Genomic DNA, 13,216 nt, shown 5'->3' on the forward strand with positions numbered 1-13,216 from the left:
ATGGAAATTTTCCTGTTGATTGTACGAAGCTTACAAAGAAACTATTTTTTAATGTTTAATCACAGGATTTAAGACAAAAAAGAAGCCGCATCCTCAGATGCGGCTATAATGTACATTAATATGACTTATTTCCTATATATCATATACTTTCGATAATTCCGGCTATTCCTTGTCCCCCGCCCACACAGGCTGTAACCATGCCGTATTTCTTACCGAGACGCTTTAAATCAGTCAGTACCTGTATCGTCAGCTTCGCCCCGGTACATCCCAGGGGGTGGCCAAGCGCGATCGCTCCACCGTTTACGTTCACCTTATCTGCGTCAAGGCCAGCCTCACGGATAACCGCCAGGGTCTGGGAAGCAAATGCCTCATTCAGTTCGACCAGGTCAATCTGAGACAGATTCATTCCAACCTGCTTCAGGGCTTTAGGGATGGCTGCCACCGGCCCTATTCCCATAATACGGGGATGCACACCCGCACTGGAACTGCTAACCAACCGTCCGATAGGTTCCAATCCCAGTTCCTTCACCATACTTTCGCTCATAACCACAACGAAAGCTGCACCGTCGCTGGTTTGTGATGAGTTTCCGGCAGTAACGGTACCACCGGCAGCAAATGCCGGCTTCAGTTTCCCCAGGGCATCCAGGCTGGTGTCTGCCCTTGGTCCCTCATCGGTATCCACCGTGAAACTCTTTTGTTGTTTCTTTCCCTTTTCGTCCAGAAAAACCTGCTGAACCTGGATAGGCAAAATCCCCGGTCTGAAATGACCAGCCTGTATGGCCGCTAGCGCTTTCTGGTGGCTGTTATAGGAATAGGCATCCTGGGCGTCCCGCGAAATGCCGAACTCCCTGGATACCGCTTCAGCGGTAAGCCCCATACTCAAATAATAATCCGGTGATTCCACTGCCACACTGTATGCCGGTACCGGTTTCCAGCCTGCAGTGGGTACCATGCTCATACTTTCCGTTCCTCCCGCAATGATGCAGTCGGCCTGCCCACTCCTGATCTTGGCGGTTGCAATGGCAATGGTTTCCAGCCCGCTGGCACAATAACGGTTTACCGTCATGCCCGCCACGCCAATCCCAAGCGCCCTCACCGAGATCATTCTCCCGATCTGCAACCCCTGCTCCGCTTCGGGTACTGCATTGCCTACAATTAGGTCATCCACCCTGGAAGGATCAAGACCCGGAACAGATTGCACCAGACCCTTTATCAGATCCACTGCCAGATCATCCGGCCTGACAAAACGGAAACCACCTCGTTTCGATTTGGTAACGGCTGTTCTGAAACCCGCTACGATATACGCTTCTTGCATAATTCCTGATTGTCCTGTGAAAAAAGTTGCATAGACAACTTTATTACTCAAATTTACATTATCCCCTTAGCCTGTAAAATATTTTTTCGAAATTGCGCTGGATGTATCGATTAATACGCAACCTCCTTTTTCGCTTTCCCACAGAACCGGTACACTATTTTTCCATGAACAGCCTGCAGGCTGCCTGCCGGGTTCCCGGTATCAGGAAACAAATAGCCCGTCAGTTTCAGCCTAAAGGCAATCTGGCCAGGGAAGTATTTGGGTTGACCTTCAGTAATCCGGTCGGCCTGGGCGCTGGCTTTGACAAAAACGCCCGGTGGCTCACGGAGCTGGAGGCACTGGGATTTGGATCAATAGAAATAGGAACGGTTACGCCGCGTCCCCAGTCAGGCAATGACAAACCACGGTTATTCCGCCTGCCCAAAGACCAGGCACTGATCAACAGGATGGGATTCAACAATGAAGGCGTAAAAGTGATCGCAGAAAGATTGCGGCGATGGAATGTTACCCGCCCGGATCCGATGCCCGGCAGGGAGAAGCTGATTGTGGGAGGAAACATTGGGAAAAACAAAGTGACGCCTAACGAAGATGCCTGGAAAGACTATGAAACCTGCTTCAGGGAACTTTTTGAGGTAGTGGATTACTTTGTGGTGAACGTGAGTTCTCCCAACACACCAGGACTAAGAGAACTTCAGGAGAAAGACGCCCTGCACAAAATTCTGTCGCATCTTCAAACCATCAATCATCAGCAACCAAAAGCAAAACCACTGTTGCTGAAGATCGCGCCCGACCTTACCAGTCAGCAGGTGGATGACGTGATTGCACTTGCTTTTGACTGTGCCCTGGATGGCCTTGTAGCGGCCAACACTACTATTGACAGGTCGGGTTTACGCACACCATCAGCCACTATTGAAAATATTGGTGCGGGTGGGCTTAGTGGTGCGCCATTGCGGAGCCGCTCCACCGATCTTGTCCGGTATATCACTGAAAAAAGCGGCGGCAGGATTCCGATCATTGCCAGCGGTGGCATTTTTACGGCTGATGATGCCCGTGAAAAATTAGCAGCTGGTGCAAGTCTGGTACAGGTCTGGACAGGTTTTATATATGAAGGGCCCGCTGTTGTAAAGAATATCTGTGATGGCATGCAACCCGGCGGTGGTCATTCTTTATCTAATTAACTTTCATTGCTCATGGAACACTTATTTACCAGCGAAAGCATTATCAGTTTTCTTATCCTTGTTGTACTTGAAGTTGTATTGGGAATAGATAACGTCATTTTCGTTTCTATCATCATGAACCGGCTGCCCAGACCGGAGGACCAGAAAAAGGCCCGCCGGTTCTGGATGATAGCAGGCATCATCATGCGAAGCCTGATGTTGCTCGGCCTTACCTGGTTGCTGTCCCAGAAAGGTAAATCCCTCTTCACCATTGGCGAAAAAGGCTTTGACCTGGCCAGCCTGGTTATGCTGGGAGGTGGATTGTTCCTCATTTACAAATCCGTAAAAGAGATCCACCATAAACTTGAGGGCGATGATGAAGACTCGTCGTCAACCGCGGGTGCAGGGCTTTCACTGGGTAAGGCGATGGCGCAGATCCTGGTGCTGGACGCGGTATTTTCATTTGACAGTATTATCACCGCCGGCGGTACCGCAAAACACGTTGAAATCATGATTGCTGCCGTGGTGATTGCAATGATCATCATGTTCATGTTCAGTCCGAAGATCTCTTCATTCATACATCAGCATCCAACGCTGAAGATGCTCGCATTGAGTTTCCTGGTGATGATCGGGCTTAGCCTGGTAATAGAGGGATGGGATACTGAAGCAGCGCATGAACTGCACCTGAAGAACTATATCTACTTCGGCATGGCATTCTCCTTCGCAGTGGAGCTGTTAAATATGCTGATGATGAAAAAACGCAAAGGCAAACCCGTACAACTGCATGAGCCTGTTTTGAGCACCCGAAAGGCCGGAGAAGACGACCAGGCACATTAATCGGAAATATCTTCTAGTGAACGCAAAGGAGTGTTGCGCCTACCATACCGGCAGTTTCTGTGCGTAGCCTTGTTTCGCCCAATTTGACAGGAATGAAATTATGCCGGATAGCGAGGTCAGCTTCTTCCTGTGAAAAATCTCCCTCCGGACCAATCAGCAGCAGTTGTTCACCGGTTGATGCGGCTAGCTCGCGCAGCGCTATTTTGGGTGTATCAAGGCAATGCGCAATGTACTTGCGGTCATGTCCGGCCGATGCCACATGTGCGTCAAATTTTACCGGGCCCAGCAACCTGGTCAGCCACACCTGCTGGCTTTGTAACATGGCACTGATAAGGATCTGCTGAAGCCGGTCAATCCGGATATGCTGCTTTTCCGTCCGCTGGCATTGCAACAGAACAATATTTCCAACGCCGATTTCAACGGCTTTCTCGAGGAACCACTCGAGCCTGGACACATTCTTAAGAAGGGAGATGCCAATGGTAACCCGGTTAGCAGGCAAGGGCGTAAAAACGGAAGAGAGCACCCTGACTACCGCCTTTTTTTTGTGCGGATCAATGATAACTGCAGTTTGAAGATTGCCTTTTCCATCTGTTACCTGCAGTTCTTCACCAGCTGTCATACGCAATACGCTGATAGCATGCCTCGAGTTCTGTTCATCCAGCTGGATTTCGGATTCCGGCAAAGGACCTTCAACGTAAAAAAAAGGGAGTGACATTATCAGAATGGCGTTTCGTCGTCATCAAATGAAACGTCATTCATCCTGCTGCCGATCTGGCGATACCCGCCGGCATCACCACCTGCAGACGAGGGCCCGATTGGTTTCCAGTTAGCTGCCGGTGCTGGTCCCTCAGCCCCGTCTATACCTTCATCCACGAATTTCTGAATATGCAATTGAGCCCTCAGCTTAATGGTTTCCAGAGAACCGTTACGGTGTTTTGCGATCCTGACGTGTGTTTCACCCTTTACACTTTCGCCGTGTTCGTTGGCATTCACGTCATAATACTCCGGACGGTAAATAAACATTACCATGTCCGCATCCTGTTCAATAGCGCCGGATTCCCGGAGGTCACTCAGCTGTGGCATCTTATTGCCCTCCTTACGGGTTTCAACCGCACGGCTTAATTGTGACAGGGCAATGATTGGCACTTCCAGTTCCTTTGCGAGTTGTTTCAAAGACCTCGAGATCTGTGAGATCTCCTGTTCCCGGTTGGTATTGCCACCCGCACCGCTCATCAGCTGGAGGTAATCGATAATGATCAGGCCCAGGTCATGTTTATTTTTCAGACGACGACATTTCGCCCTCAATTCAAATATGTTCAGTGCAGCCGTATCATCAATAAATATCTTGGCTTCAGAAAGCCGCTGAATGCCTTTGGCATAAAGCTGCTTCATTTCGTACTCTTCAAGTTTGCCCCTGCTGATCTTTTCCAGCCATATTTCACTTTCCGCAGAAAGAATACGCTGAACCAGCTGCCCCGCACTCATCTCAAGGCTGAACACCGCTACCGCAGTTGCCTTTGTCGGATGCAGGGCTGCATTCCTGGCCAGGTTAAGGGCAAAGGCTGTTTTACCCACGGCAGGACGGGCAGCCAGGATGATCAGGTCGGTTTTCTGCCATCCGTAAGTAACTTTGTCAATACTTGGGAAACCAGACGGAACGCCGGAAATGTCCTCCGTCTGATTGCGCAGGTCTTCAATACGCTGAACCGCCTGAACCAGCACGGAATCAATGGAATTATAGTCTTTCCGAAGGTGATTGTTGGTAATTTCAAACAGTTTGCTTTCGGCAGCGTCCAGCAGGTCGAAAACATCCGTTGAATCTTCATATGCGTCACCGATCACTTCGCCGCTGATGCGAATCAGCTCACGCTGGATGAATTTCTGAAGAATGATCCTTCCATGGGCTTCAATATTGGCCGAAGAAACAACCGAATTGGTCAGCTTGGTAACATAATAAGGGCCTCCCACCATTTCAAGCTCCTCCCTCTTCCGCAACTCCTCCACCACTGTCAGGATATCAATCGGCTGACTTTTTTGAGAAAGCGACTGCATGGCTTTAAAAATGCGTTGGTGGGCATCCACGTAAAAACATTCAGGCTTCAGAATCTCAATCACAGTGTCAAATGCACTTTTCTCCAACATAATCGCTCCCAGAACAGCCTCCTCCAGGTCTTTCGCCTGAGGAGGAACCTTTCCGTAAACCATCGTTGTCAGATCAATTGAGCCTTTCCGTCTGTTTTTCCGGTCTTTGTTAATATTAGTAAGGTCCATTATATATTACCGTAACATGAAGGAATCGTGAATCAGGTGTTAACACCCGGCTACAGGACGGCGAATATATATTCGCCCCTTTCCTCAAAAAAAATTTTTTAAGCCGTTTAGTTATGCTTAAATAGTGCAGGTGTTTATCCCCGTTATTTCCGGGCTTATGCACCAAATTTCCGACCATATTCACATTTAAAAAAAGTTTTCCTGCAATTGCCGGGAGATATGCACACTACTTGTGCAGAAAGAATTGGTCCGCTTTTTTTGGCCAGGAGTTTCTGGCACCAGAATGGCATTTGAGGCCAGACAGTGTAAAAAAGACAACGCTTTTTAAGGCTATAACCCGCTCCAACAGGGCGCTTGAACTTCTGGTGAATGATCTTGAAACGACCTAAAAGCAGCAGCAGCCTGCTTTACAGGGCTGCATGAACTACTGCATGGATCCACCAGTTATTCAAAACCCCAAGTTTCACTACCGTTTCACGCCCAAGTGGCAATCCATTCCCACACCCTGTTATCATTTCTTATATTTGCACTCCCGGTACACTTACATATTATCATTATTAATACGTTACATGACGATTTCTTATAACTGGCTTTGTGACTACCTGCCGGTAACCATCGAACCTGAGCGCCTGTCAAGGATACTTACCGCAATCGGCCTGGAGGTAGAAAGTGTTGAACCCTATGAATCCGTTAAAGGCAGTTTATCTGGCCTGGTGATCGGTGAAGTGATCACCTGCACCCCCCACCCGAATGCCGACAAACTTAAACTGACCACGGTGAATACGGGTGAGGCTGAACCGCTTCAGATTGTTTGCGGAGCCCCTAACGTGGCCGCTGGCCAGAAAGTGATCGTAGCACCTGTCGGAACGACCATCTATCCCGTTTCCGGTGATCCCCTGACAATGAAAGTTGCCAAAATCCGTGGTGTGGAAAGCTATGGTATGATCTGCGCCGAAGATGAGATCGGGCTGGGTTCCAGCCATGCAGGAATCATTATATTACCAGATGACGTGCGTGTCGGAACCCCGGCGGCAGGATTTTATCACCCTTACCAGGATACACTTTTTGAAATCGGCCTTACGCCCAACAGAATGGATGCGATGAGCCATATAGGTGTGGCCCGGGACGTGTGTGCCTACCTGAGCCATCACGACAAAAAGGAATTCCGCGTTAAACGGCCATCCGTAAACGGATTTAAAGTTCAGCAGCAGCAATTGCAGATAGCCGTTGAGATCGGGAACAGCACCGCTTGTGGCCGTTATTGTGGCCTTTCCCTTACCGGGATCAGGGTTGGCCCTTCGCCGCAATGGCTGAAAGACAGGCTGCTTTCCATTGGCGTACGCCCAATCAATAACATTGTCGATATCACCAATTTTGTACTGCACGAAACCGGCCAGCCCCTGCACGCTTTTGATGCCGACGCGATTACCGGAAACAAAGTAGTGGTGAAGACCCTGCCGGAAGGCAGCACCTTTGTTACCCTCGACGGCAAGGAGCGCAAATTGTCTGCTGAAGACCTCATGATCTGCAACAGCGAAACGCCCATGTGTATTGCCGGCGTTTTCGGAGGAATCGACAGCGGTGTGACGGAAAGTACCACCCGCATTTTCCTGGAAAGCGCATGGTTCCACCCGACCTGGATCAGGAAAACTTCATTCCGCCATGGTCTCCGTACAGATGCTGCCACCCGTTTTGAAAAAGGAGTTGACATCTCACAAACTGTCAATGTACTGAAAAGAGCAGCGTTACTGATGGCAGACCTTGCTGGCGGAACTGTTGCCTCAGAGATTATTGATGTATATCCAGCCATACAGGACCGCAAACAGGTAGCCATCAAGTATCATTACCTGAAAAAGCTCAGCGGGAAAAATTATCACCCCGATACTGTCAAGAAAATCCTGGAATCATTGGGTTTCGAAGTGATGAAAGACGGTATAGACGAACTTTGGGTGGCTGTACCCTACAGCAAACCTGATATCTCCATTCCAGCCGACATCGTTGAAGAGATTCTTCGGATCGACGGGCTTGACAATGTTACCATTCCCACCACCATCAGCATCTCTCCCTCCGTGGAGAAAGACCTTGATGGCCGCCTCAGGGAAAAAGTCGCTGCAGCGCTGACAGGGGCCGGATTTAACGAGATCCTGACCAATTCAATTTCCAATTCTGCCTGGTATGCAGAAGATCAGCTGAAACATGCCGTCCGCATGCTGAACAACCTGAGTGTTGAACTCGACGTCTTGCGACCGGCTATGCTGGAAACCGGGCTCGCCGTGCTTGCCCACAACCTGAACCGAAAAAATGCCAGCCTGCAATTGTTTGAATGGGGGAAAACCTACTCCTCCGAAGCAGTCGGCAGTTACCAGGAACAGCCGCATTGCTGCCTGTACATGACCGGATCCAGCCAGGGAAACTGGCGAAAACCCGGCTCAGAAGTGGATTTCTTTGGTCTGAAGGGAATTCTGAATCAGCTCGCCGCAGCTGCCGGACAACCCCCTTTCGACTGGGAGTCTGCTTCCGTAGCAGGTCTGAGAAATGCTTTCCAGTTGAAATCAGGAAAATCCACCATTGGGTTTGCAGGGCAGGTTTCAAAAGAGAAACTCGCCGGATTTGACATCAAACAGCAGGTTTTCTTCGCGGATCTCGACTGGATGAAACTGGTTACCCTTGCCGGAAAAAAGGAAATCAGCTTCCAGGAACTTCCGAAACAGTTGCCCGTGCACCGGGATCTTGCATTGCTGGTGGACAAGACACTTCCCTATGCAAAAATTGAAACGGCGATCCGGAAAACAGGAATATCAAGACTCCGGCAGATTTTGCCTTTCGACTTGTTTGAAAGTGATAAATTAGGGCAGAATCGGAAATCCGTAGCGGTCAGCTTTATGTTCCTCGATGAAGAAAAAACGATGACGGACAAAGAGATCGACAACATGATGCAGAAGATCATTAACACGCTGGAGCAGGAACTGGGTGCCGAGATCAGAAAATAATGTACATGGAAGAACTGGTACAACAACTCCGGAGAATTCAGGAAAAACTGGCAATCCTTCAGAAGCAGCAACAAATGCTGCAACGGGAAAATGAACGGTTGTTGTTACAGGTAAAAGTGTACCAGGAAAAGGACCAACTGGTACAGCACCGGATGACGGAACTCGAAACCCAGCTCGAACTGGCCCGGACCATCCGTCCTCAGATGAGTGAGGAAGACAGGCTGGCCCTGGAAAAAAGGATCAACAGATACCTGAAAGAAATTGATAAGTGCATTGCCCTTTTGAATGAATAGTTATGGCAGAAGAGCTGATACCCGTCAATATTGTCATCGGTGACCGTACCTATCGGATCAAAATCCGTCCGGCGGACGAAGAGGCCGTCCGCAACACGGTAAAGATCATCAATGACAAAATCGTCGAATTCAAAACCCAATTCTCGGCAAAAGACATGCAGGACTATGTCGCCATGGTACTGGTATGGTATGCTACCGAACAAACCCAGCAAACCCAAAGCAGCATCGAGTCAAATGAATTGAAAGATCGGTTACATCAGATTGAAGCCATTCTGGACAAAATGAATGCCTGAAAATCGTACTTTCGCAAATTAGCGTACCGCTTAACTACTTAAAAAACAACACAATGGATTCAATCATACTGACTTTGATCGTCGGTGTCGGCGCCCTGTTGGCCGGCATACTGGCGGGAAAGTTCATCTTTAAAGCCAACACGGAACAAAAAATACAGGAAGCCACTACCGAAGCCGGTAAAATTGTTGCTGAAGCCCAGCAAAAGGCGGAAACCTTAAAAAAGGAAAAACTGCTCGAAGCCAAGGAAAAATTTGTACAACTGAAGAGCGAGCATGATAAGGAGGTAATGGACCGCAACAGGAAACTCGGCGACTCCGAAAACCGCATCAAACAAAAAGAGGTCAGCATCAACCAGAAAGAAAATTCGATCGACAAACAGATTAAGGAAAACGAAGCCATCAAGGAAAACCTCAACAGGCAGATCGAACTGGTAAATATCAAAAGAACTGAACTGGAAAAACACCAGGAAGAACATATCCGGAGACTCGAAAAAATAGCCGGCCTCACTGCAGAAGAAGCGAAGACACAACTGGTTGAAAGCCTGAAACAGGAAGCCCATACTCAGGCACTGGCAGTGCAGCAGGAAATTATCGACGACGCCAAGCAGAAAGCCAATAAGGAAGCACGGAAAATCATTATTCAGACTATTCAACGGACAGCCGCAGAACAGGCTATAGAAAACTCCATAACCGTTTTCAATCTCGAAAGTGACGAAATCAAGGGGCAGATCATTGGCCGGGAAGGCCGGAACATCCGGGCTATCGAAGCAGCTACCGGTGTTGATCTTATCGTTGATGATACCCCTGAAGCAATTATCCTGTCCAGCTTTGATCCCCTTAGAAGAGAGATAGCCCGTCTCAGTCTTACCAGGCTGGTTACCGATGGCCGGATCCACCCTGCAAGGATCGAAGAAGTGGTGGAAAAGACAAGGCGGCAGATTGAAGAACAGGTAATGGAAATCGGAGAAAGAACTGTAATTGAACTCGGCATTCATGGACTGCATAAAGAACTCGTTCGCATTGTAGGTAAAATGAGGTTCCGCTCCTCCTACGGTCAGAATCTGTTGATGCACAGCCGCGAGGTGGCGAATCTTTGCGGCATTATGGCTTCTGAACTCGGCATGAATCCGAAACTGGCAAAAAGAGCCGGCCTGTTGCACGATATTGGCAAAGTGCCTGATGAAGAATCCGAACTGAGCCATGCCCTTCTGGGAGCAAAGCTGGCTGAGAAATACGGCGAAAACCCTGCCGTGGTGAATGCAATCGGTGCCCACCACGACGAAATGGAGATGCAATACGTGATCTCCCCCATCGTACAGGCCTGTGATGCTATCTCAGGTGCCCGTCCGGGAGCCAGGCGCGAGATCATGCAGCAATACCTCCAACGCATCAAGGATCTTGAAAATATGGCCATGAGCTACCAGGGTGTGGAAAAAGCCTACGCCATCCAGGCCGGGCGGGAACTGCGCGTGATAGTGGAGGCCGACAAGGTTACCGACGCCGACAGCGACAAGCTAAGTTTTGAGATCGCACAGAAAATTCAGACGGAGATGACTTTCCCCGGACAGATCAGGGTTACCGTCATCCGCGAAAAACGCGCTGTAAACGTTGCCAGGTAAGATTAATACCCGTTGCTGAATATTTTTTTTATTTGCCGGATACGCTGAAATACGCGCTATTGGCTTGATCAGCAACCAGATATAACTAACAGAGCCGAAAATAAATCCTTATTGCGATTTACTTTCGGCTTTTAACTTTCTGAAATTTACTTTTTTCTCCTACCTTTGCCGTCCGTTAAAACAGATCATCATGAACGCAGTAGCTTTTGTTCACGAGCAACTTACCCCGAAAAGAGAGTTTCCGAATTTCAAGGCCGGTGACAATGTTACCGTTAACTATAAGATCATTGAAGGCAACAAAGAGCGGATCCAAAGCTTTAAGGGCGATGTGATTAAGCGTCAGGGCCAGGGAAATACACAAACCTTCACTGTCCGTAAGATTTCTGACAGCATTGGCGTTGAGCGGACTTTCCCCCTCTTTTCCCCCAACATCGAATCCATTCAGGTTCATAAGACCGGTAAGGTTCGTCGTGCAAAACTGTACTTCCTCCGCGAGCGTAGCGGCAAGCGCGCCCGTATCAAGGAAAAGAAAGTTGCCATCGCTGCAAAATAATTTTTCCTGTAAAATATCAAACCGCCCCAGTGGCGGTTTTTTTTATTTCCCGGATCACCGGAACACCCCGGAAGGTATTGGCAAATCATTGGTTAAACCAGGCGGAAATCCATTTTTTTCGCTTTTTCCCCTTGACTTTTGCAATTGACAAATTATTAGGTGCATAATTGCGTACCTTTACCAACTACAAAAATATTTTAGCATGTTAGTAGCTAACTCCCCTCTGATGATTTCTATGCCTGGTGGTAGTGAGTGGATCCTCATCATCCTGGTGGTGCTGTTATTGTTCGGTGGCAGAAAAATTCCCGAACTGATGCGTGGTCTCGGCCGTGGTATCCGTGAATTCAATGATGCCAAGAACAATGTGAAACAGGAGATTGAAGAAGGCATGAAGGAAAAAGACAAAGCACCGTCACAACAATAACAGCAGAAACAGATAGGGTTTGTTCGTTTACGAAACAATAGCGAATTATCATACCGCCTTGTTACAAAACTCCACTACCGTTACACAGGTAGTGGAGTTTTATTTGCGGCAGATTGAAGACAACAGGCACCTCAATGCCTATGTAGAAATCTTTGATCAGGAAGCCAGGGATCGCGCTGCCCTTCTTGATCAGCAACGTGAGGAAGGCACCCCGCTTCAGCCGCTTCACGGCGTAATAATCGGCATCAAAGATGTGCTTTGTTATGAAGGGCACTATGTAAGTGCAGCTTCCAACATGCTTCACGATTTCAGGGCTCCCTACTCCGCTACCTGCATCCAGCGGCTGACCGATGCAGGCGCTATTATCATCGGCCGCCTCAACTGCGATGAATTCGCGATGGGCTCTTCCAATGAACATTCGGCCTTTGGGCCGGTTCTGAACGCCCTTGATAACGATCGCGTACCAGGCGGCTCATCTGGCGGTTCAGCTGTAGCGGTTCAGGCTAATCTTTGTATGGTAAGTCTGGGCTCAGATACAGGTGGTTCAGTACGCCAGCCGGCGGATTTCTGTGGAATTGTCGGCCTTAAACCGAGTTATGGCCGGATTTCACGATATGGTCTCATCGCCTACGCTTCCTCATTTGACCAGGTTGGTATTTTTTCCCGCAACCTTGCTGACGCCGCCAAATTGCTGGAGATCATGGCTGGCGCCGACAATTTCGACAGCACCTCCGCTACAACACCGGTTCCGGCCTACTCATCTGCCGCGGAAACAACCGGGGGGCCTAAAAAATTCGCCTACTTCAAAGAAGCCGTGGAGCACCCGGCACTTGATCCGGAAATCCGGGCAGCATTGCTGGAATATTTCGGCAAACTGAGGCAGGCCGGTCACCAGGTTGACGCAGTAGATTTCCCGCTCCTTGACTATATCGTTCCAACTTATTATGTGTTAACGACCGCTGAAGCTTCCTCCAACCTGTCGCGTTACGACGGTGTGCGCTACGGCCACCAGTCAACAGCCCCCGCGGAAAGTTTAGCAGAATTTTATGCACACAACCGGTCCGAGGGGTTTGGCAGGGAAGTGAAGCGCCGCATCATGCTCGGCAGCTTTGTTCTCAGCGCCGGTTACTATGATGCCTATTTCACCAAAGCCCAGCAGGTAAGGAAGCAACTTTTCGACAGAACACAGCTGATTTTCAACGACTTCGATGCTATCCTGTCTCCCACAGCACCGAGTCCAGCCTTCCGTTTCGGAGAGAAATCGCAAGACCCCGTTGCAATGTATCTGGAGGATATTTATACCGTTTTTGCCAATCTGACAGGGATCCCGGCCGTCTCACTGCCATTTTTTTGGCACAGTAATGGCATGCCATTCGGGCTGCAGGTTATGACTAACCGGTTTGAGGAATTATCTTTATTCCAGATAGCAGAAGCCATGACCCGGATAGCCCGTTAATCCCTCCT

At 49.0% G+C, this 13,216-nt stretch carries 12 protein-coding genes; 9 read left to right on the forward strand and 3 right to left on the reverse strand.

The window, feature by feature from the left end; genetic code table 11:
- Positions 1-139 precede the first annotated feature (139 nt).
- Entirely contained in the window at positions 140-1,315 is a 1,176-nt protein-coding gene (locus tag FPE01S_RS20655; protein ID WP_046370984.1) for an acetyl-CoA C-acyltransferase, read from the reverse strand.
- 101 nt (positions 1,316-1,416) lie between these two features.
- Here FPE01S_RS20655 and FPE01S_RS20660 point away from each other — a divergent pair, with 101 nt between their 5' ends.
- A complete protein-coding gene (locus FPE01S_RS20660) occupies positions 1,417-2,493 on the forward strand; it encodes a quinone-dependent dihydroorotate dehydrogenase (RefSeq protein ID WP_046370985.1) in 1,077 nt (358 codons plus the stop codon).
- 12 nt (positions 2,494-2,505) lie between these two features.
- Positions 2,506-3,309 carry a TerC family protein gene (locus FPE01S_RS20665; RefSeq protein ID WP_046370986.1) on the forward strand — a complete coding sequence of 268 codons (804 nt, stop codon included), beginning with the start codon at positions 2,506-2,508 and terminating at the stop codon, positions 3,307-3,309.
- Between the two features lie 13 nt (positions 3,310-3,322).
- Here FPE01S_RS20665 and FPE01S_RS20670 read toward each other — a convergent pair whose 3' ends face one another.
- A complete protein-coding gene (locus tag FPE01S_RS20670) occupies positions 3,323-4,024 on the reverse strand; it encodes an RsmE family RNA methyltransferase (protein ID WP_046370987.1) in 702 nt (233 codons plus the stop codon).
- A 2-nt stretch (positions 4,025-4,026) separates the two neighbouring features.
- Positions 4,027-5,514: a replicative DNA helicase gene (dnaB, locus tag FPE01S_RS20675; protein WP_245624038.1), complete on the reverse strand. Its 1,488-nt coding sequence runs from the start codon at positions 5,512-5,514 to the stop codon at positions 4,027-4,029.
- Between the two features lie 635 nt (positions 5,515-6,149).
- Here dnaB and pheT point away from each other — a divergent pair.
- From pheT to gatA, 7 genes are all read left to right on the forward strand, one after another.
- Complete coding sequence (gene pheT, locus FPE01S_RS20680) at positions 6,150-8,570, forward strand: phenylalanine--tRNA ligase subunit beta (RefSeq protein WP_046370989.1); 2,421 nt, start codon at positions 6,150-6,152, stop codon at positions 8,568-8,570.
- Positions 8,571-8,575: 5 nt separating this feature from the next.
- Entirely contained in the window at positions 8,576-8,863 is a 288-nt protein-coding gene (locus FPE01S_RS20685) for a hypothetical protein (protein WP_046370990.1), read from the forward strand.
- A gap of 2 nt (positions 8,864-8,865) precedes the next feature.
- On the forward strand, positions 8,866-9,156 hold the full coding sequence (locus FPE01S_RS20690; RefSeq protein WP_046370991.1) for a cell division protein ZapA: 291 nt from the start codon (positions 8,866-8,868) through the stop codon (positions 9,154-9,156).
- Positions 9,157-9,209: 53 nt separating this feature from the next.
- On the forward strand, positions 9,210-10,775 hold the full coding sequence (rny, locus tag FPE01S_RS20695; protein ID WP_046370992.1) for a ribonuclease Y: 1,566 nt from the start codon (positions 9,210-9,212) through the stop codon (positions 10,773-10,775).
- Positions 10,776-10,965: 190 nt separating this feature from the next.
- Positions 10,966-11,328, forward strand: a complete 363-nt coding sequence (gene rplS / locus FPE01S_RS20700) for a 50S ribosomal protein L19 (RefSeq protein ID WP_046370993.1) — start codon at positions 10,966-10,968, stop codon at positions 11,326-11,328.
- Between the two features lie 202 nt (positions 11,329-11,530).
- A complete protein-coding gene (locus FPE01S_RS20705) occupies positions 11,531-11,752 on the forward strand; it encodes a Sec-independent protein translocase subunit TatA/TatB (protein WP_046370994.1) in 222 nt (73 codons plus the stop codon).
- 58 nt (positions 11,753-11,810) lie between these two features.
- Positions 11,811-13,208, forward strand: a complete 1,398-nt coding sequence (gatA, locus tag FPE01S_RS20710) for an Asp-tRNA(Asn)/Glu-tRNA(Gln) amidotransferase subunit GatA (RefSeq protein WP_245624039.1) — start codon at positions 11,811-11,813, stop codon at positions 13,206-13,208.
- Positions 13,209-13,216: the final 8 nt, after the last annotated feature.

The sequence above is a fragment of the Flavihumibacter petaseus NBRC 106054 genome (assembly GCF_000974785.1).
Classification (GTDB): domain Bacteria; phylum Bacteroidota; class Bacteroidia; order Chitinophagales; family Chitinophagaceae; genus Flavihumibacter; species Flavihumibacter petaseus.